Genomic DNA, 20051 nt, shown 5'->3' on the forward strand with positions numbered 1-20051 from the left:
CTGCGTGCTCCCCACTAGATCGATGGGTTTCCTGCGGAGGACGTGAGGTTAATCGCTTGACTTCCCTTTCTGATTTTCCATAGGATTCGCTTCGATCCACACGAACTTCGAAAGAGAGGCGATCTTCATGAAGACGATCCTTGTCGCTGCACTGATTTTGCATGCTGGGTTACTCGCGGCACAGACACCGGGGTCCCCAGCGAATGTATTCGCTGGGGTGGAGATACCGGGGTCCCCAGCGAATGTATTCGCTGGGGTGGAGATACCGGAGAAGTATGCATTGCAGTTCAGCGAAGACTTCAAAGGCGACCAGGTCGATACGAACCAATGGACCTTCCGGACCGATGCGAAGGCGCTGAGCACCCAACTTGCCCGCAACGTGAGTGTGCACGATGGCAAGCTCTACATCACGCCACGCAAGGAAGATGTGGCAGGCATGCATTACACCGGCGGAGGCATCGTTAGTAAAGCCGCATTTCGTTATGGATATTTCGAAGTCACCGCACAGGTCACCAATGACCCGGGTTGGCATACATCGTTCTGGGCAATGGCCGGTGATGGCAAAACGACCTTCACCGATATCAGTCGTACCGAGATCGATGACTTCGAGATCGAGTCGCCGCTAAAAGTTTCGATGGGGTATCTCGTGTGGAAGAACCGGCAGAGCATCAGTTCAGAGCGCTGCGACGGAGGATTCAGTCCCGGTTTCAGCACAGCCTCCGGAATGCACATGTACGCGGTGGAGTGGACGGAGACATCGCTTACCTATTACCTCGACCGAAAGAAGATCTGCCAGCAGGCCTACCTGCCGACTCAAGGCACCCACGACCGCGTAAACATCTGGCTGACAACCATTGGCGCCAAACAACCGATCGATGCGAGCGGCACAAGCCCGGCCATATACTCCCAGGTCCGATACTACGTACGCGATTACTACATCGGTGCAGCAGAACAAGGCTATGCCGAATATGGAAAAGACTGGCATGACGGCCCCGAGCCGGGATTCAGCAATTCCCTAACCCGCGCCTCCTGCAGCGGTGACGCCACGGCCATGTATGTTCCCTCCATCGCGCAGAGTGGAACCTATAACGTGCAGGTCTGGCACGTGAAAAATAACCCATCACTGCGAAATGGTGCTGGCGAGGCGCACATCCTCAGCAAGGCCGGGCCAAGTACAAAAGAAATTCCCGCCGATACGGCAACTGGCTGGGTTGATCTCGGCACTTACGACTTCGATCGCGGGACAGCAGGTTCCGTCACCCTCGCCCCCAAAGATGGCTGCGTTGAGGCGAACATGGTGAAGTTCCTGAGGCGTTAGTGCGAACGATGGACGGAGCTAGGTCCCGGTTTGATGAAGTGGTCTCCCCTACCTCATCAGGCCGGGATGAACTACGCATCAGGAAGCGTTTCTACCCATAACCTTGATGAAATAAAACGTCATGAGCGTTTGACCGGTGTTCCGAACACCATGCAACACATTGGATTCGGCGAATAGCATGTCGCCTGTCTTTACCTGTGTGGCCACGCCGTTGAGGATGAATTCACCTGTGCCCTCGCCCACGATCATGATCTCTTCCTCAGGATGCTGGTGCGGCGGATGTGGCTGTGCTCCTGGCTCCAGGGTCACAAGGCCGGAGGCTACTGCCTCGAGCTGCTTTGTCGGCCCATTGAAGTGCACATACGCCTTCGCACCGGGTGCGGCGCCCTCCGGTTTCAAGCTCTCAACCTTCACAACACTGCTCTGAAGCAATGGACCGCTGGTCTTGGTATCCACATGAGTAATCTGCGGCCCGGATTGCGCCAGAACTTCGGAGAACATAGCCGTTCCGGTCAATGCAGTCATAGACGTCAGGAGTTGTCGTCGGTTCATGCTTCCCCTCCGCAACAAGTCTACAAGACACGCGATCGGCCGGTTGAGCGACTGGGCCCCCGGAGCAGGCACGGAATTGTCTCCCCTGCTCTAACCTTCATTCCTAGAGTCTGCAGATAAGCAGTTCTCTTTCGTAGATCATCTCCGGTGGTAGATGGTCATGGAGTGGGAGGAAGAGTTCCTCATGGTCCGTCACCTCTTTTCTCCAAGCGGCCTGATCGACGTGCGAACCGTCTACCCAATGAATCGCCGATGGCCGGCATAAATCCGCCAACATCTCTACCCAACGGATAAGGTGACGGTTCGTCGTCGGAATCGTCGATTGTGCTCGTTGCGGTATGGTCTCCATTGGCATCTGTCCATTCTTCCGTTTGAGAAGACAGAGCGAGCAGAGAAACAGTATCGCTACCGTTCTGAGTAGGTATCGGAAACATGATTTACGCAGAATAGCGGAAACAGGAGGCGATGGAAGGCCAAAAAGACCGGCTTTCCGTCGTCCTCATGCTGGCGAGGCACTGCAATCGTAATCCCGGAGAGAGGATCCACGTCATATTGCATGTTGATCTTTTTCTCGGAGAGTCCCAGGAGCACGAATGCTTCTTCCTTCAAGTATCTGTCACACCAGCCGCACCCTCACCGTGCTATTGCTTTCCTTTACCGTCGCTCTCGGGGTTGTGGGATGCGGCAGTGGTGGTGGAACTGCCGGCACGAGTGGATCTACGACCACTACCCTAACGTCCTCTGCCACCTCGGCGATTTCCGGCACCTCCATTACACTCACTGCGGCGGTGTCCCCAAGCGGCGCAACTGGAACTGTGACCTTCTACGACGGCTCTACTTCAATTGGAACGGGAACGCTCAGTTCTGGAGCCACAAACATTTCTACGAGTTCGCTTTCCGTCGGCACTCACACCATCACCGCTACTTACGGCGGAAACTCTTCATACTCGGGAAGCACTTCAAGTTCCGTATCCATTACGATCACATCGGGCTCGACGACCTCAACCACAACGACGTTGAGTACTAGCCTGACCTCTGTCACGTACGGTTCCGCTGTTACTTTTACGGCAACTGTATCTCCGAGTGCGGCCACAGGCTCTGTGACCTTTTACGACGGATCAACCTCTCTTGGGGCCGTCACGCTCTCCTCTGGCAGCGCTTCACTCAGCACCTCTACGCTCACTGTTGGCACTCATACGATTACAGCGACCTATGCCGGTTCGTCGACATACTCTTCGAGCACTTCGAGCGCAGTAACTGTGGTCGTAAATTCCAGTTCGAGCAGTAGTTGCTCCAACTATACCGGAACACCGCTCATCGTCTGCTTGGCACAGGAGTTCTACGCGACATTGTCAAGCACTCAGCAGTCAACGATGCAGCTCTCCTACACGGAGGCGAATGCAATCATCTGGTCCAACCTACCGACCGCGCAGGTCTCACGTAACGGCGTGAAGATCGCAGACCTGTCATCCACTCAGGTGACGGCTCTCAAGACACTGCTCGCCGCAGTACTTTCAAGCGAAGGTTATACTCGGGAAGAAAACCTCCGTGTTGCGGATGACTACCTGGCATCCAACGGCGGCGGTACAAGTTCTTACGGTGCGGGACGCTACTTCATCGCCTTCCTCGGAACACCGTCCACGACATCCGCCTGGCAACTTCAATTCGGCGGACATCACTATGCGCTGAACGTGACCTATAACGGAAACTATGTGAGCGCCACACCTTTCTTCCTCGGTGTGGAACCTCCGACCTTTACGTCGAGCGGTACCACGATTCAGGTCATGGAGAAGCAGCGCGCAGCTGCGTATGCACTTGGCCAGACACTCACCAGCAACAGCTCGGCCAAGCTGTCCGGCACATTTGACGATGTGGTTCATGGCGCGAACGGCAGCACCAGCCATGATGACAACTATCCCCAGGCATACCCGACGAGCGGCCGTGGCGTCCTGTACTCCTCTCTGAGCAGTACGCAACAAGCGCTGGTGAAATCGTTCATCGAGGCCTGGGTGAATGATCAGAATAGCGACATCGCCTCTACACTGCTCTCAACGTACGAAGACAGCACGGCACTGGCCAGCACGTATGTCGGCTACTCTGGCACAGGTGCATTCACGACTCAGGGCGATTACATTCGCGTAGACGGACCGCGTGTCTGGATCGAATTCGTTGTCCAGAATGGGATTGTCTTCTCCAGCAGCATCCACTATCACTCCATCTGGCGTGACAAGTCGGCAGACTACGGTGGGGACTTCTAAGTTGCTGTCTGATTCAACGCATCATATTCGCACCCAGAATCGCACTCCTCGATGTTTGGGAGTGCGATATCTGCTTGGCGCCGCTTTACCCTTCTCCACGCCTGCAACGGCTCAAAAACGAACAGCGCTCGTTTTGGTTGAAGGGATGTACGCGACCAACTTTGAGAGGTGATCGATGGCAAACAGTCGCATAACACGAACGGCCGCAATGGCGGCATGGGTTGCGCTTTTTGTGGCTCTTCTTGGAGCACCCTGCAAGGTGTCAGCACATGCGATGTATCAGACGGCCGTGCTCCTCGACTTCGATGACAATCGCGTCGGTGCAGAACTCCAGTTGCCGGTCGATCGTCTCTCGATCTCTTTCAGACAGACCGTCGACGCAGAGCATCTCCCTTTGGAAAAAGATTCGCTTCGCCAGTACGTCCTGGGGCACGTTCATCCTGTTGCGCAGGATGGTCGACCCTTCATAGTAGAGTTCATCGACCAAGCGATCCAGACTGTGGAAAACGCTCCCTATCTCGTCGTTCATTTGATGCTCACACCTCCGAAGGGCGCGAGTGTCGGCCACTTTATGCTGAACTACGACGTGATTGCTCACGAGATCGTCACACACGTTGTGCTGATCTCCATCCGAAGCGATAAGCAGCATCCTATTCCCGCAAACGACCCTGTCTTGCTCGGAATGATCCGTTACACCAAACTCTCACAGGATATAGATCGGATGAAGAGATAGGTGAGAGGCATGGTTCGTCGAACGCTAGGTTGGTGGATTCTGCTGCTGGCGCTCGTTATGCCAGAGATCGCCCAGGCGCACTCCATGTATCAATCTTCGGTTCTGCTCGACATCCACAACAATGAGGTTGATGTCGAAATGCAATTACCTTCAAGCCGTCTGGGCGATGTGCTTGATGTCGCCATCAATTCCACGACACTGGCAACTCAGAGCGATCGCATTCGTGCATACTGCGATGCACGACTCAGCGTAAAGGACACTCACGGAACCGCTTGGAAACTCGGCAAAGTATCGATCCCCGAGTGGAGAATGATCGATGGCACACCCTATATCGTCATACATCTGATCGCACGGGCGCCAAACGATGCAGATAAGCGCAATTTTATTCTTGATGACCGAATCATTACGGAACGTCTACGCTCTCACGCCGTGCTCGTCACAGTACGATCAGATTGGGAAGGCAATGTCTTCGCAAACAATCCGAACCTGGTTGGCATCATCACGGGTGATGAACAAACTCTCGCGATAGACCTTGGACCAGGTAGCTGGCAGCGGGGTTTTGGAAGTGTATTTCGTCTGGGAATCGAGCATATCGCACAGGGTACCGACCATCTCCTGTTTCTTCTTGCATTGCTGTTGCCAGCACCGCTTTGTCATCTTGGAAAGCATTGGGAAAGTCACGCCAGTGTGCGCCGAAGCAGTTCGCAGATCGTAAAGATTGCAACGGCCTTTACGTTCGGACATTCGCTCACCCTGGCCCTTGCTGCCTTCCGCGTGGTTCATGTACCGGATCGTCCAATCGAGATCCTGATTGCATTCAGTATTCTCGTTTCTGCTATCCACGCTGTCCGTCCCATATTCCCCGGGCGTGAAGCGGCCGTAGCTGCTGGCTTTGGTCTAATTCATGGCCTTGCTTTCGCAACGACGCTCGCCGATCTCGGCCTTCAAGGATGGGAACGCTTGCAAGGCATCCTTGCGTTCAATCTGGGTATCGAGGTGATGCAACTTGTGGTAATCGCCTGTGTCATGCCTTCACTTGTCCTATTGAGCCGCATAGAGTTCTACAAGGCGTTTCGAGTGACTGGCGCGCTCTTTGCGATCGCGGCCTCCAGTGGCTGGATGATTGAGCGGATCAGTAGGCGGTCTCTCGGGGTTGACAACGCTGTGAACGTCGTAGCAGTACGATCAGCTTGGATTGCAATGCTCCTCTTCTTGACCGCACTGATTCTCTACACGGCGAAGCGACAGAAAGATTCACAACCCGCCTCATCCCTATAACCACGTTTCATACCGGAGAATGTGTAGCTCCTCGTCCTCCCGTAACAGACGAGTGCTGGAAATGACGAGGAGTGGAGAGCATGGAAAGCCAAACACTGGCCTTTCCGGCATCCCTGCTCCTCTCGGCAATCCTTCCCTGGAGTTAAGTTTTATAGAAGAGACAAAAGATGTACTTGCCGGAGAACTGCATGATGCGTGGATCAGCCGCAGTGGTGATGTATCCGAACTGCGCGCTGCTCAGTGCGCTGGTTGGGTTATTGAAGTTTGCCTTGTTCGGAACGTTGAAGGTCTCCCAACGAAACTGGAGCTTCTGCGACTCAGTAATCCTGAACTCGCGCGACAGCGAACCCGTCCTCGTCGCTATTGTCCGTGTGATTCGTGTATGGCGACCGCCGCGATCCCAACTCCTGATTCCACTGGCTGTGGAGATGTCTCCCGCCGCCGAGCGTAGCAAAATCCGATGTCCCGCTTGCACGGACCTTGGGGACTTTATCGGTGATCGATGTCGCTACCTTGGATCCATTTCATATCGATTTCGCCCGCCACCCTACTGCAAGACCTTCTTATAAGGTCCAAGTACTAGTGCTCCGTCTTTTGTCACGACAACATCGTCTTCAATCCGAATGCCGCCATGCGCGGTCGTATAAATACCCGGCTCGACTGACGTAAACATACCTTCTTCCAATACATCCTCTGAATGCGGCCCAAGAATGGGAGCCGGCTCGTGGTATCCAAAGCCAAGACCATGACCCGTGATGTGTGGGAAGCTGGGACCGTACCCAGCCTCTTCAATCACAGCTCTGGCCGCGGCATCCACGTCTCTGGCGCGTACACCGGTATGCACAGAAGCAACCGCTGTCTCCTGTGCCTTGCGCACCGTCTCGAAGATCCTTATCTGCTCATCGCTTGCGTGCCCCGCGACGCGGACCCGCGTCCGGTCTGCCCAGTAGCCATCGACCACAACTCCAAGTTCCAGTACCGCAATATCTCCATCGGCCATCGGTCTCGTAGTGGAGATGACGTTCGGCCGATGGGCATAGGCTGTCTCTGCCGGCCCTGTCGTAACTTGAGCAAAAGCTCTCACACGTACACTGTCGCGATACCCGGTACCGTGCACCATCACCGCCTGTTCCACCAGGGCAGCGAGCTGCACTCCAGAGATGCCAATACTGACGGCCTGCTCAAAGGCCTCCAGTCCGAAACACGAGACCTCACTCGCAATCGCCAGCCGCACGATCTCATGCGGTGTCTTGCGCATCCGCTCTTCGAGGATCAGTCGTGTCACATCGACGAGCGTCTTTCCCTCACATGCTTCGGCGAGTAGATGTTGAAAGGAGGCTGTGGGCACCAGGCCTTCAGCCGCATTCCATGAAGGAGCAACCGTCTCGAAGTCTCCTTCATACCCAATCGTGCGCCACTCTGGCTTCATCTGCTGCGCCAATAGATCTTTCACTACACGGGCCGCCGGCGGATCCAGTGCGCCGCCCAATGGGTAGTGGATCGGCTCGCAATCGACCAGTGAGCCACCAACCTCTGCCTGATAACACTCCGGAACTATACAGACTGATTTTCCTTCACGGGGAAAGACCAGGTAAGCAGCGCCAATCATTGGCCAGTGCCCGCTCAGCAACAACACATTCTCCGGCAGACGGAGAATCAGTGCATCCAATTGCTGCGCTTCCATCGCGTGACGCATGCGGAGCCTGCGTTGCTGATTCACCATTCTCTGTTCACCATTCCGTCTTCTTCCCTTCGCATTGACAATCCCTGTTCTGCCTAACCCGCACCGATAAAGCCCGGATACAGCGACATACCGCCGTCAGAATAAATGGTGCCCATGAATGTAGTCCGGCTGATCTGAAATAAGCCACACCGCAAGTTGCGCGACATCCTCGGGCTCCCCAATCCGTCTGGAGGGAATCAACTTCAGCAGCTTACCGCACGGGTCGTGTTCAACCCGCCCTCCAACCGCGCCGTGACGGTCAATTTCCCGGAGCCTCGACGCAGCGTAGCGACCGGCGTGACTGGCCGGGCCCTCACGGCGGCGGCGGGAGACGGTGACCTGTTCCTTCACGTGAGCGGAACGCCCCCGATAGCGCGATGATCTGCATTAACCTGTATCAGGAGAGTGGTGGTGGAACAGTTTCGTATTCACATTGCGGATGAAGTGCTCGACGACCTGCGGGCGCGACTACTCCATACGAGATGGCCCGACCAGATACCCGGCATAGGCTGGACACAAGGCACTGAACTGGACTGGTTGCAGCGCCTCGTGTCCTATTGGACCCATGAGTTTGATTGGCGCATCTGGGAGCAGAGGCTCAACACTCTCGACCATTTCACGTGGGAGGGCATCCACTTCGTATATAAGCGAGCGGCCTCGGGCCGGGGTATACCAATTATCCTTACGCACGGCTGGCCCGGCACCTTTCTCGATTATGTGGACATGTTGCCGATGCTCGACGACTTCGATGTGGTCGTACCCTCTCTACCCGGATATGGATTTTCACCACGCCCACCCCAGGTTGGAATCAATTACCGATACGTCGCGGAAAGATGGCATCGGCTTATGTCCAAGCTCGGGTATTCCAGTTTTGGTGCGAGCGGTTATGACTTTGGGGCCGGAGTAACGACAATTCTCGCTCTGGACCATCCAGAATCGGTAACCGGAATCTATCTCACCACACTGGAGTCCGACCTTACGCCCATCGTGGATGATGCGGACTTGTCGGATGGCGAGCGCTCGTATCTCTCTGTAAACCGAAGCTGGGATGCCACGGAACGAGGCTACAGCGCGATTCAGTCCACTAAACCACAGACCATCGGGTATGGACTGAACGATTCCCCAGCGGGGCTTGCGGCATACATGGGTGAGAAGTGGCACTCATGGAGCGACGCCACACCGCCTGATGACTTCCTTTGCGCCACGCTTACCCTGTACTGGATCACGCAGACCATCACTTCATCGATGCGTGACTACTGGGACAATCGCTTTTACCCAGTTGATCGTTCTTATGTCAACACGCCCACGGCATTTGGCGTTTTCGCACACCAGACCGTTTCCGAAGGTGAGCCGCCGCGCTCGTATCTGGAGCGCGTGTACAACATCCACCATTGGACAGTCTTTCCACGCGGAGGACACTTCGCTCCGGTTGAGGAGCCAGTGGCCGTCGCGGAGGACATGACCACTTTCTTCCGTAACCTCAGATGAAGTGTCATGCTGACAATCCACGCTCTCATCGGTGAATGCGGTCGAGCTGATCGATCAGCTTCGATACATCATCGACCAGTGTACCCAGGTCGTAACCGATGTTTGGTGCGTCCGAACGGCCATGCCCTCGGCGACCTGGAGCAGTTATCGCGATTCTAAGAGGCTCAATAACGGAGGCAACATGGCTAAGAGTCGCTTTTTGCTTACTCCATCGCGCGCCTGAACTGAAATACCATGCAGAGCCGTAGCATAGAGGTCCCCCAACGAGTCCGCATCCGTACCGGGAGGCAACTCGCCCATTCGCTCTGCCTTTTGAAGGCGTTCCAGGATAGTTGCGGTTCGAGACCGGCGATGACCAGCCAGCCATTCACGCACTGAATCATTTTCATTGCTGCAGTTGGTCGCCGAGGATACGACCATACAGCCGCGCGGGGCTCCTTTACGCGTGTAGAGGTCGATGGCATCGATAAACAGGCGCTTGATCGCTTCCGACACGGAACAAGCTTCAGACAACGCTTTTGCGGCGAATGCCCCCTCCTGTGCCTCATAAAGAGCAACGGCTTCTCGGAACAAAGCCTCTTTCGAGCCGAAAGCGGCATAGATGCGTGCGGAAGCCAATCCGAGCTTTGCCGTAAGATCAGACATCGATACGCCCTCGTAGCCGCGCTCCCAAAAGAGGTCGCGTGCTTTTCGCAAAGCGATATCTCGATCAAATTCGCGTGGTCTTCCTGCCATATTCCTTGCCAACCGTTAAAGAATACATGAATCGGTGCTATTCTTTGTTGGTCAGCAAAGAATGGAGGCATATGCGTGCTGCAGTCATCGAAGAACTTAACCGTCCGCTTGTAATCCAGAACGTGCCTGATCCGGAGTGCCCACCCGATGGGGCGATCATCCGCGTAGGGGCGAATGGTATCTGCAGGACGGACTGGCATCTGTGGACGAATGACTGGACATGGCGAGGTCTGGCCATACAGCCGCCTTTTGTTCTGGGACACGAGTTCAGTGGCACTGTGGAAGAAGTGGGCCGTGACGTGAAAAGCTGGCGTCAAGGAGATCGTGTCATCTTCCCGATGAATCCTGGTGAAGGTAGCTGCGAGTGGTGCCGCAGTGGAAACCAACACGTCTGTAATTCAGGTGCAAAGCTCGTCCCCGGTGTGTCATATTGGGGAGCTTTCGCGGAATATGTCATGGTCCGATACGCAGACGTGAACCTGGTACGTCTTCCCGAGTCGCTTTCCTTTGTGGAATCCGCCAGCATGGCTTGCAGGTATATGGCGGCGTTTCGCGGCATAGTCGACCAGGCTGAAGTGCGTGGAGGCGAATGGGTCGTCGTTCATGGAGCTGGCGGTGGAATGGGACTTTCTTCTGTGCAGATCGCCGCAGCCGTTGGGGCCCGTGTTATCGCGGTGGACGTCTCAGAGCGGGCATTATCAGCAGCGCGCACTGCCGGCGCGGAATTCACCATCAATAGTAGGAAAGAAAGTCCGATCGAGGCAGTGCGAACTATAACGCAAGGCGGTGCGCACGTATCCCTCGATGCCCTAGGAATCGCCGAGACCTGCCGCAACTCAGTCCTGTCCCTTCGCAAATTAGGCCGGCACATCCAACTCGGTCACACGACCCGGAAAGAGGAAGGCTACGTTCCGCTTCCAATTGACGTCATTCTTCTCAACGAATTGCGCCTCTTTGGAAGTTTTGGCATGCAAGGTCAACAGTTCGGAACCATGCTCTCCATGTGCGAGGCTAGGATATTGAGACCGGGCCAATTGGTCTCGAAGCAGGTAGATCTTGGGGGCGTCAATGCTGTCCTTGAAGCGATGGGCGATTTTGGCACGACGGGCGTGGTCGTCGTCTCTGGCTTCTAACCGGATTAGCGTGGGAATATCCCAAGGCTATAGAGAGATAACGTTGTCTACCCTCACTACATCCATCGTGGATGAGGGCAGCCTGCTCTGATACCGGATGACGCGCATTAATTTTGTGACCACAACTTAATAGATTTGCTTTGAAAAAGTCAACCAGAAGTCTTTCTCACCAAAATTTATTCGCTTCCCGAATGATCATCACGGCATTCGAAACGTTTTGAATTCCACCGGTGGCCATCGGGAAGAAATCGGGCATTGCGGAAAACGTTTACCTGCTGCTGTAATGACCTCAATAAGGCATCTACGGGTAGAGCGTTCGCAAAGGTAGCTCAACATCTGCAGGCTCGCCCGTTGCCCAACGTGAATCAATCGATGGAGGACCACTTGACGAGGACTCGAACACAAAAGCTCCTCTCTGCCGCAATTTTCCTGGAGATCGCTGTCATGGCTTCGGCCCCGGCCTTTGCCGCAGCGAGCTCTTACCAGAAGCAGCAGAGCGGAGCTCAGATGGACTTAGACGGCGGCACTCTTCGCATCCAGTTCTGGTCTCCAGAGATCGTTCGGGTTACGTATGCGCCTGGAATAAAACTGCCGGAGCTGGCAAGCTTTTCCGTCGTTGCCAAGCCATCGACTGTCTCTCTAAAACGGCAGGAGAGCAAGGATGCGTTCACTCTCGCATCAACAAAAGTCAAGGTACAAATCGATAAGCAGACCGGCGCGGTGAGTTTCTGGGACCCGGCGGGTCATATCCTACTGAAGGAAGCGGCGCATAGCCGCGAGATCGCTCGGGCAACGGTAGCGGGCGTGTTCGTCACGTCGGCAACGCAGAGTTTTGACGTGGCTGCGGACGAAGGCATTTATGGCCTGGGTCAGCACCAACAGGGTGCATGGAACTACAACACGAACGTTGGATCCAGTGTGAAACTGGCGCAGGCGAACACGAACGTCGCCATTCCCGTGATGACTTCCAGCAAAGGTTACGTGCTTCTGTGGGATAACCCCGCGGTGACCACGATTTCGACGGAAGCTCCGAAGGAAGCAGCATCCTCTGGCCGCTTTTTGCGCTGGTCCTCAGAGTACGGCAAGGCCATCGATTACTACTTCTGCTTTGGAGACGGAAACATCGCAACCGCCATGGCGGCCTACCGCACGCTGACAGGTCAGGCGCCTATGATGCCGCGGTGGCAGTTCGGCTTCTGCCAATCGAAGGAGCGCTATGCCTCCCAAGAGGAACTGCTGGGTGTCGCCGAGAAGATCCGTAGTCTGAAAATTCCCGCGGACGGCATCATTCAGGATTGGCAGTATTGGCCTGAAGGAAACAATACGTGGGGATCACACCTTTTCGATCCGAAACGCTACCCCGATCCTGCGGCCATGTTCCAGAAATTACATGACCAGCACTTTCACGCGCTCATCTCTGTATGGGCCAAGTTTGATGTGGGCAGCAAGAACAGCGAGGAGTTGAATGCTGCAGGTGGCATGTTTCCGGAAATAACCCATTACGTCTTCCCTCCTGGCCAGGGGCAATGGTACGACCCATTCAGTCTGGCCGGCCGCGAGATTTACTGGAAGCAGATCCGCACAAACCTCTTTGCAAAGGGTGTGGATGGTTGGTGGCTGGACGCGCCCGAGCCGGAGATCAACAACATGGGCTTCCGCACGTATAAGACACCTGCGGGCCCGGGATACACGGTATACAACCTCTATCCGCTGATGCACTCTGGGGGCATCTACCAGGGACAACGCGTCGCGACGGACCAGAAACGGGTCGTGATCCTGACGCGTTCCGCGTATGCAGGGCAACAGCGCAATAGCGCAATCACCTGGTCCGGCGACATACAGGCGACGTGGCAGGTGCTTCGCAACCAAATTCCGGCAGGTCTGAACTTCTCCTTGTCAGGTATTCCATATTGGAATACCGATACGGGTGGCTTCTTTGGCAATAAGGAGGCGGGCGACGGCGATCCCTCGAATCCAGCATATGAGGAATTGTTTGCGCGGTGGTTCCAATTCAGCTCCTTCTGTCCTATGTTTCGCGTGCATGGCTCGTATGGGCTGAAACCTGGCAAGGAATTGTGGCGCTTCGACGACAAAACGCAGGCGATCATGCGGACGTATCTTAATCTGCGTTACCGGCTGCTTCCCTATACCTATTCCGTGGCTTGGCAAGTCACATCGGAAGGAAGCACCTTCCTGCAGCCGCTCGTCATGAATTTCCCCAAAGATCCGAAAACATTGAACATCGGCAATCAGTATCTCTTTGGGCCCGAGATCATGGTGACACCGGTGACGAACGCCGGAGCGACAGAACAGGACGTATACCTACCGGCCACGGGAGCGCCCTGGTACAACTTTTGGACCGGGGAGAAGGCTGAGGCCGGTCGGAATGTCCACGCATCAGCTCCGGTGGAGACGCTGCCCTTGTTCGTTCGACCGGGAGCAATCCTACCCATGGGCCCATTCCTACAGTATTCCGATGAGAAGCCTGCCGACCCGATTGAGCTGCGCATTTACCGTGGCGCGAATGGCAAGTTCACGCTTTATGAGGATCAAGGTGACTCGTATAACTACGAGAAAGGGCAGTTCGCCACTATTCCAATTACGTGGCGCGAATCCACGCAGACCCTTGAGATCGGTGACCGCACGGGAAGCTTCCCCGGCATAGTAAACGACCGCACCTTTCATATCGTGTGGGTCTCGGATAACCATGGTGCCGGAGTAGATCTTACGGAGAAATATGACTCCATAGTTCACTACAGTGGCAAGTCCGTAAAGATCGCCGCTCATTGAGGCAAAAGGCGCAACCCGTTTCGGAGGTTCCGGAGCTTGACTCATAGTGTAAGTTACTGCCAACCTACCAGCCGCTGTTCCACGAGGTCGCCTGCTTCCGAGAGCCAGTGGGTGCGTTCTTCTACGGTGCTGGTCGCAATGACTCGAAATACGTACCGAACCACATTGCGGACACCGCAGTAGTGCAAGAGACAGTTTTTCCAAATCAGTTCCAGAGGGTCTCCGAAGTTCGCGTGTTCGCGCACTATGGGCGTATTGCTGGTGTTGAAGATGAATGCCTCCTTGAGGCCAAGAAGTCCTTTGGGGACATCGCCTGCATCGGATCCCTTCTCGAAGGCATACGCCGCATTCAGCGCGAATACTCGATCAATCCATCCTTTCATCATCGCGGGAGGAGATCCCCAGCAGTTTGGATGAATAACGACGAGAATGTCCGAAGCTCTCAAGAGCTCTATGTGCTCAATCACCAATGGATCCGTAGTCGCTTGCCCGCGCATTTCACTCGCTGTAATCCTTGGTTCGAACTCTTCGGCGTAAAGATCACGCAAGGCGGTGGATACGCCCAGGCGATGTAGACGACCAACCACAGATTGGGCGATGGCGTGATTGAAGCTATTCTTGTCTGGATGAGCAACTACTATGAATGCGGTTGCACGATGAGTTGAACTATTTTCCTGCCCCATAGCTTGCGAGCATTCTAATTTATGTAATTCCGATGCGCCCCCAAGATTCTTCCGCACTCGAGTGGCCATTTCTAGCCACATGTTCAAGTCTTCCCCTAAAAACAAATCTCGATTCCCCGCCCGATGATCCTCCTGTCACGAAAGAGAAACGTCACCGGTCTTTCTAATGAGCCGTGCGTTCGATAGAACGCGGCGTTGAACTGTTCCTCAGGCGTTGAGGAGCGCAATTAGGAGGGGATAGTGCAGATTCCCAGATGGTTGGTGGCCGTGCCGGTACCTCCTCCTCCGTCGGGAGCTCCCCCAGCGCCTCGTGGCATGCCCCGCATGAGTAGTACCTTCAGTGAGATGATGTTCGCGGACCTGGTCCCCATGGTGGAGAAGAACTATCGCGTTGCTCCAGGACGTGAGAACCGCGCAATGGCAGGGCTCTCCATGGGCGGCTTCCAGACCTTCAACACCGGGCTTACTCATCTGGACAAGTTCTCGTACCTGGCCGGCTTCAGCGGCAATTGCGGCGGTGGAGGAAATTTTGATCCGAAGACGAGCTGCAGCGGGGCATTTGAGAAACCCACGGAGTTCAACAAAAAGATCAAGTTGCTCTACCTCTCGACTGGTTCAGTGGAAGGGCCGCGCGTTAAGCAGTTCAGCGAAGAACTCAAGAAGATCGGCGTGGAGAATGTTTATTACGAGTCTCCCGGGACAGCACATGAGTGGCTGACCTGGCGCCGGTCATTCTATGATTTTGCGCCGCGGCTATTCCGGTAGGAAGCCAGAATGCAGGCCTAAGAAAAGAGCCTCCTCGACGGAGGCTCTTTTTCTTATGGCTTGGTTTTCTCTGAAAGTTTATGAAGCATTCGTTGCAACGAATCTGCGACTGAGCGGTCTGGTTATGTACGACAGCATCAGGGCCGCAAACGTAGCGAGTGGCTCAAGCGCGAGAAGCCCATCACCTGAGCAATAGTGCGAATAGCAAGCGCTCAGGACCGTGATAGTGAAACCCGCATAAACCCACTCCTTTAGCCTCGGTAGTCCGGGAGCCAGAAAGATGCCAAGTCCAAGGAGCTTTCCGATTCCAAGTATGTTTGAGAAATACGGCGGATATCCAAGATGAGCCAACGCCTTCATCATTGGCGGAAGATGTATGATCGCCAGCCCGCCAGACACACCCAGCACTAAGGTGACCAAGCCCGTCGTCACCCAATAGACAATTGCACGACCTGCCATCGCGAGTCCTCACAAAGCGGTCACAATTCTCGCGTTTCTTCTGAATTGCACTCGCCTATACCAAAGACCGGCGAAGCGTGGGATTCGTGACAGCAACATGTCCTCAAGTAGCGATGGGAGATAGCGTCACAATCAAGCGTGACATCCCCACGATCTGTGCTAGGGATGCATGAAACGGTCGATGATCTCTCCCTGCAATATCACCGACCTGATCTCACGCAGCGCGGTAACATCCTTTCGTGGATCACCTGTGAGCAATAGGACGTCGGCTCGGCGCCCTTGCGCAAGTTCACCACGATCCATCCAACCGAGAATATCCGCGAAATTGCTAGTCGCCGCTGCAAGCGCCTCGCGGGGTGTGAGGCCAATTCGCTCAAGAAGGGAAAGTTCGAGGTGCAATCCGGCTCCGGGGAGGTTCCCAAATGCCGGCGTCGCACTCCCCGCAAGGAAATGCGCTCCCGCGCGGTGGAATTCGCCATCCAACTCCTCCCGGTGTAACGCACATGTGCGCAGAGATTGCTGTTTCTCTGGGGTATGCCGCGCAAGATAGGGGTGTATCGCTGTCTTTGCGTCTACAGGATCATCGAGATCGGTCGACGTTATAAAGCGCGCGGCACGATCCATCCAGGGATTGGGCACATCAAGATCGTCCGCATTGGCTTCGATCGAAAGCATCGGCATGAGGGCGGTCGTCGAGCCTTTCAGTTGGGCTCCAAATGCTGAAACTCTCTCTTCTCGTATATCGCTGGCGCACACCCCGCGATAGCCCGGAGCCCCACCAGGGCCTTCCGGATCCTCACTGTAAGCGAGGAAATCCTGCGCAAGGTCAATTGCGGTTTGATAGCGGTCGTTCCGCAAGAAGGCTCCGATCCCGGCCCGTAGAGCATACGGATAAGAGGTGAAGGCCATCTCACCAAAGGTGCTCAAGTGGTCCCGCTTAGCCGCTTCGAGAAGCACATCCAATTGATCGGGCCAGACATCCATACCAATCAGGACCCCTCGGTATCCGTCCCTTGCGAGTTCATCGACCCGTTGCTCCAGTTCCTCCCTGCTTAGCCGCTTTCCATGCAGTCTCTCTGCTGTCCAAGGATGCTCGTGAGAGGTCGTTCCGTCTGCTCGATAGCCACCCACCATGCCACCGCGCAGGATGTCAGGACTCGGATGTATCGCAGCTACCGATTGCTCACCGTCCTCTCCGGCTGGAGACTTCATTACAAAAACTGTTGTAATGCCTTCGGACAGGTAAGCGTCGGCATAGCCTTGTGTGCGCAAGGCACCAAACCCGTCGATTAGACCGGGTGCAAGGAACAATCCCCTCGCGTCTATAACGCGATATCCCTTCGGTATGGAAAGTCCCGTGCTTGGGCCGACGGCCTCGATCTTGCCATCGCGTATCAGGACCGTCGCATCCAAGATGTCTCGTTGAGATGTTCCGAAGTGACTCACATCGATGAGAGTGCCACCGCGAATCGCAAGCCAGTGGTCGTTTGTCTGTGAGGCAAGGCGAGGAGAAAGGCAGATGTACACGCCCAGTGTAAGGAGGGCGTTCCGCCAGCCCGATCGATCAAGATATCTTAAACAGATCATTCGTTTGGAGAGTCCTTCCCTGCCGCAACTTCCACGACTGCGCGGAGGTCTGACCATGGCGACGGCGATACATGCATCATGAAGTATCGCGATACCTCTAAGTGTTCGCGATCGGCAGCCTGCAACACTTCGTCGACAGTCTGAGGAAGGTTATAGCTGCCGTCAGGATTGATTTGAAACGCATCGCTACCATAAAGGAGCCTTGATTCCGGGAAGTACGCCATCATCTGCCGCTCCGTCGTCGGCCCGCGCAACGGCATGAGTTCGATCGGATTGTGCTCCGAGGCCAGTCGTTCATGCTCATGCACAAAATGGAAGACCGCCTTGCGCGGTGATTTCTGAAGGAGATCTGGCTCGTGAGTGTGGGGTGCGGTAATGGTTCGCTCCAGGATGGGACCGTCAAGATCCAAGGCATAGATAGGAATTCCACGCGCCACGTACTCTCGAATTCCAGCCAAATGCGGCCAAGAGTCAGATGTTGTAATGACTGCCTTGACTGGAATACCCGGGAAAAGCTTCTGTGCTTCGGCAATTGCCTTTGCCGAGTATCCCGATGAAATCGGTGCTTCTAGGATGACCACCCCATCGTCCTGCCGAACAAGAGTGACATTCCAGTTGCCGGCGATGAACCAAATGCCGGGTGCGATCTCGCGTTCAGGCTCTTGTCCAGTACCCAGGGGGTAGTTTTCTAAGGTTGCGCCCTCGGGATTGTCCGCGATCTTCTTTCTCACGCTATCCGGAATCTCAAAGGTCTTGTTGTCTAGCTGTCCATTGATGGTTACGGACCGTGCAACCAGGACTCTGTCAGGAAGTCCATTGCTCTCAGAGGTCCATGCCATCGGTAGATGAACGCCATCCTTGGCGAGCCACCAGATGCCGTACCACGTACTGGATGTAACGTCACCCGTAAAAGCCCAGAAGCCCTGCCTTGCCATCGGCCCGGAATAATCCACGCGAGTTGGAAGCAACGAGTAGGCATTCAGGAAGATCCGAACAGGCGATCCATCCAGATCGAAAGAGATCACTCGTTGAGGTACGGTGCGCAGGCTTGTATCTGGTTCGAGACGGGCACTTCCCGAATCGACTGCAGTGACCAACAATCGTTCCGGGCTCAGGGCCAGCCGTTCTTGCAGCGCTTTGACCTGCTCCGCATTTCCCGCACGTTCGCGGCCACCAATCACTCGCATCGACGCAGACAAATCTGCAACTGTCGTTTCAGAGAACTTGAATGCAGGGGGGACATCTGCCTTTATCGAGACGCGAAGCCGGGAATGTCCGTAGTCATGAACTTCGTCGGTTGTGTCGAATTCCTGAACGTAAGGACCTTCGGGGCGCTCTGATTGCTCGACTTCTTGCCGATAGCCCTCCATCTTCCACACTACAGAGCGGATCGCTCGGAGTCTCCCTTCACCGCCTTGAGCAGCCAGAGCGCGACTCAGGAGAGCGTTCGCCTGTGGGTTATTTTCCCCGCGTGCCAGCGCAGTCGATATGAACAAACCAGCGGCACACGCCGCGATAACCCGATTCAAATTTAGTTTCTCCGGATACCAAAGATAAGAGTTGACCGATCCACTCCCTGAACAGAAGACCGAAGAGACGAGCAAAACGTGACACAGGGGGGATCTGAGGCCGTTTGTACCTCGACCGTTGCCTGTATGGTCGAATAATGCCGCCTTGTGAAGGGCTGATCGTCCCTCTTCTTTATCGTTCGGAAAACCAGAGCATTTTTCCCGCACTACACCTGCAGGAAAAATGCTCTAACGTTCCTGGGCTTTACTTCGAGTTTGACCAGGAGCCAATGTAACCATGTGCAATGTCCTTTCGCCGGAACTGTAATGTTGCCGGATGTCCTTTGATTGGCCCTATGACAAATAGCTCGTAAGTTGCTTTGAACAGATCCGAAGCGGAGAGGTAGAGCGGCTTGCCTTTGCCATAGCCATGGCACCGGAGTACGTCGCGATAATGAATGTCGCCGCTTCATCTGCCCTCAGGTGCTTCAGCATGCCACGTGTCTGATCGTGCTGAATCTTCTTTGCGAGTTCCCTGTGCCAATGTGAAAACACGGTATTCAATGCGGCCCGCAAGTCTGAGTCTTGAGTAGAAAGTTCAAGGACAAGGTTGTTAAGCGGGCAGCCAGAGATGGTCCCGGCTCGGTCGAGTGATTCGATGATCTTGCGGAAAACCACTGTGACACCTTGTTTTGTAGAATCCGCAGCCATGACCGGATTAACCCATGACTTGTCGACCGCGTCTTTAATGGCGGTGGCGATAACCGCCAGGGCGAGATCCTTCTTCGAGGGAAAATGATGAGAGTACGCGCCACCACTCACTCCGACTGCGCGGATGAGGTCCTGTATGCCGGTCGCGTTGAAGCCCTTTGTCGTAAATGCTTGAAAGGCTGCGTCAACTACGCGCTGCTTGAGAACTTCGGGATTGTTCGTTCGACTCCTTTTGACTGAATTCATCGCAAAACCTCCGCACAAATCGACTCCAAGCTTGACAAACAGGACATTCATCCTGTTTCCTGACTCTGACAATACAGGACAAAT

General features: G+C 55.0%; 17 protein-coding genes. 8 read left to right on the forward strand and 9 right to left on the reverse strand.

Annotation, left to right across the window (positions count from 1 at the left end):
- Positions 1 to 127 precede the first annotated feature (127 nt).
- Complete coding sequence (locus FTW19_RS17335; RefSeq protein ID WP_147648789.1) at positions 128 to 1318, forward strand: family 16 glycosylhydrolase; 1191 nt, start codon at positions 128 to 130, stop codon at positions 1316 to 1318.
- A gap of 78 nt (positions 1319 to 1396) precedes the next feature.
- Here the strand turns inward: FTW19_RS17335 and FTW19_RS17340 are convergent, their stop codons facing one another.
- Positions 1397 to 1870, reverse strand: coding sequence for a cupin domain-containing protein (locus tag FTW19_RS17340; RefSeq protein ID WP_147648790.1), 474 nt, complete (start codon positions 1868 to 1870; stop codon positions 1397 to 1399).
- 593 nt (positions 1871 to 2463) lie between these two features.
- Here FTW19_RS17340 and FTW19_RS17350 point away from each other — a divergent pair.
- The 3 genes from FTW19_RS17350 (at position 2464) to FTW19_RS17360 (ending at position 6139) form a co-directional block, all read left to right on the forward strand.
- On the forward strand, positions 2464 to 4128 hold the full coding sequence (locus FTW19_RS17350) for a DUF3500 domain-containing protein (protein ID WP_147648792.1): 1665 nt from the start codon (positions 2464 to 2466) through the stop codon (positions 4126 to 4128).
- Positions 4129 to 4387: 259 nt separating this feature from the next.
- Positions 4388 to 4861 carry a hypothetical protein gene (locus tag FTW19_RS17355; RefSeq protein WP_147648793.1) on the forward strand — a complete coding sequence of 158 codons (474 nt, stop codon included), beginning with the start codon at positions 4388 to 4390 and terminating at the stop codon, positions 4859 to 4861.
- Between the two features lie 9 nt (positions 4862 to 4870).
- Positions 4871 to 6139, forward strand: coding sequence for a HupE/UreJ family protein (locus tag FTW19_RS17360; protein ID WP_147648794.1), 1269 nt, complete (start codon positions 4871 to 4873; stop codon positions 6137 to 6139).
- 142 nt (positions 6140 to 6281) lie between these two features.
- On the opposite strand, the gene FTW19_RS17365 is transcribed toward FTW19_RS17360, so the two are convergent.
- Together FTW19_RS17365 and FTW19_RS17370 are read right to left on the reverse strand one after the other, a co-directional pair.
- Positions 6282 to 6593, reverse strand: a complete 312-nt coding sequence (locus FTW19_RS17365; RefSeq protein ID WP_147648795.1) for a hypothetical protein — start codon at positions 6591 to 6593, stop codon at positions 6282 to 6284.
- 93 nt (positions 6594 to 6686) lie between these two features.
- The gene (locus tag FTW19_RS17370) at positions 6687 to 7862 is read right to left on the reverse strand and encodes a M24 family metallopeptidase (RefSeq protein ID WP_147648796.1); all 1176 of its coding nucleotides are present in this window, start codon (positions 7860 to 7862) and stop codon (positions 6687 to 6689) included.
- 411 nt (positions 7863 to 8273) lie between these two features.
- On the opposite strand from FTW19_RS17370, the gene FTW19_RS17380 reads away from it, so the two are divergent.
- Positions 8274 to 9350: an epoxide hydrolase family protein gene (locus tag FTW19_RS17380; RefSeq protein WP_246153369.1), complete on the forward strand. Its 1077-nt coding sequence runs from the start codon at positions 8274 to 8276 to the stop codon at positions 9348 to 9350.
- A 144-nt stretch (positions 9351 to 9494) separates the two neighbouring features.
- On the opposite strand, the gene FTW19_RS17385 is transcribed toward FTW19_RS17380, so the two are convergent.
- Positions 9495 to 10085, reverse strand: coding sequence for a TetR/AcrR family transcriptional regulator (locus FTW19_RS17385; protein ID WP_147648798.1), 591 nt, complete (start codon positions 10083 to 10085; stop codon positions 9495 to 9497).
- A gap of 71 nt (positions 10086 to 10156) precedes the next feature.
- On the opposite strand from FTW19_RS17385, the gene FTW19_RS17390 reads away from it, so the two are divergent.
- Together FTW19_RS17390 and FTW19_RS17395 are read left to right on the forward strand one after the other, a co-directional pair.
- On the forward strand, positions 10157 to 11218 hold the full coding sequence (locus FTW19_RS17390; protein ID WP_147648799.1) for an alcohol dehydrogenase catalytic domain-containing protein: 1062 nt from the start codon (positions 10157 to 10159) through the stop codon (positions 11216 to 11218).
- 444 nt (positions 11219 to 11662) lie between these two features.
- Positions 11663 to 14008: a glycoside hydrolase family 31 protein gene (locus FTW19_RS17395; protein ID WP_187143030.1), complete on the forward strand. Its 2346-nt coding sequence runs from the start codon at positions 11663 to 11665 to the stop codon at positions 14006 to 14008.
- Between the two features lie 53 nt (positions 14009 to 14061).
- On the opposite strand, the gene FTW19_RS17400 is transcribed toward FTW19_RS17395, so the two are convergent.
- Positions 14062 to 14748, reverse strand: a complete 687-nt coding sequence (locus tag FTW19_RS17400; RefSeq protein ID WP_187143031.1) for an NAD(P)H-dependent oxidoreductase — start codon at positions 14746 to 14748, stop codon at positions 14062 to 14064.
- Between the two features lie 183 nt (positions 14749 to 14931).
- Here FTW19_RS17400 and FTW19_RS17405 point away from each other — a divergent pair, with 183 nt between their 5' ends.
- Positions 14932 to 15456, forward strand: a complete 525-nt coding sequence (locus FTW19_RS17405; protein ID WP_246153370.1) for an alpha/beta hydrolase — start codon at positions 14932 to 14934, stop codon at positions 15454 to 15456.
- 78 nt (positions 15457 to 15534) lie between these two features.
- Here the strand turns inward: FTW19_RS17405 and FTW19_RS17410 are convergent, their stop codons facing one another.
- The 4 genes from FTW19_RS17410 to FTW19_RS17425 all read right to left on the reverse strand — a co-directional run bounded on the left by FTW19_RS17410 (position 15535) and on the right by FTW19_RS17425 (position 20018).
- Positions 15535 to 15915, reverse strand: a complete 381-nt coding sequence (locus FTW19_RS17410) for a DoxX family protein (RefSeq protein ID WP_147648802.1) — start codon at positions 15913 to 15915, stop codon at positions 15535 to 15537.
- Positions 15916 to 16074: 159 nt separating this feature from the next.
- Positions 16075 to 17328, reverse strand: a complete 1254-nt coding sequence (locus tag FTW19_RS17415) for an amidohydrolase family protein (protein ID WP_147648803.1) — start codon at positions 17326 to 17328, stop codon at positions 16075 to 16077.
- Between the two features lie 170 nt (positions 17329 to 17498).
- Positions 17499 to 18689: a hypothetical protein gene (locus FTW19_RS17420; RefSeq protein ID WP_147648804.1), complete on the reverse strand. Its 1191-nt coding sequence runs from the start codon at positions 18687 to 18689 to the stop codon at positions 17499 to 17501.
- Between the two features lie 675 nt (positions 18690 to 19364).
- Complete coding sequence (locus tag FTW19_RS17425; RefSeq protein ID WP_147648805.1) at positions 19365 to 20018, reverse strand: TetR/AcrR family transcriptional regulator; 654 nt, start codon at positions 20016 to 20018, stop codon at positions 19365 to 19367.
- Positions 20019 to 20051: the final 33 nt, after the last annotated feature.

Source organism: Terriglobus albidus, assembly GCF_008000815.1.
Classification (GTDB): Bacteria; Acidobacteriota; Terriglobia; order Terriglobales; family Acidobacteriaceae; genus Terriglobus; species Terriglobus albidus_A.

Bases quoted from the DNA above. Each gene is read 5' to 3' on its own strand.
- FTW19_RS17335 (WP_147648789.1), top strand. From the start codon at position 128: ATGAAGACGATCCTTGTCGCTGCACTGATTTTGCATGCTGGGTTACTC.
- FTW19_RS17340 (WP_147648790.1), bottom strand. From the start codon at position 1,870: ATGAACCGACGACAACTCCTGACGTCTATGACTGCATTGACCGGAACG.
- FTW19_RS17350 (WP_147648792.1), top strand. From the start codon at position 2,464: ATGCTTCTTCCTTCAAGTATCTGTCACACCAGCCGCACCCTCACCGTG.
- FTW19_RS17360 (WP_147648794.1), top strand. From the start codon at position 4,871: ATGGTTCGTCGAACGCTAGGTTGGTGGATTCTGCTGCTGGCGCTCGTT.
- FTW19_RS17370 (WP_147648796.1), bottom strand. From the start codon at position 7,862: ATGGTGAATCAGCAACGCAGGCTCCGCATGCGTCACGCGATGGAAGCG.
- FTW19_RS17385 (WP_147648798.1), bottom strand. From the start codon at position 10,085: ATGGCAGGAAGACCACGCGAATTTGATCGAGATATCGCTTTGCGAAAA.
- FTW19_RS17390 (WP_147648799.1), top strand. From the start codon at position 10,157: ATGCGTGCTGCAGTCATCGAAGAACTTAACCGTCCGCTTGTAATCCAG.
- FTW19_RS17395 (WP_187143030.1), top strand. From the start codon at position 11,663: ATGGCTTCGGCCCCGGCCTTTGCCGCAGCGAGCTCTTACCAGAAGCAG.
- FTW19_RS17410 (WP_147648802.1), bottom strand. From the start codon at position 15,915: ATGGCAGGTCGTGCAATTGTCTATTGGGTGACGACGGGCTTGGTCACC.
- FTW19_RS17420 (WP_147648804.1), bottom strand. From the start codon at position 18,689: ATGCGAGTGATTGGTGGCCGCGAACGTGCGGGAAATGCGGAGCAGGTC.
- FTW19_RS17425 (WP_147648805.1), bottom strand. From the start codon at position 20,018: ATGAATGTCCTGTTTGTCAAGCTTGGAGTCGATTTGTGCGGAGGTTTT.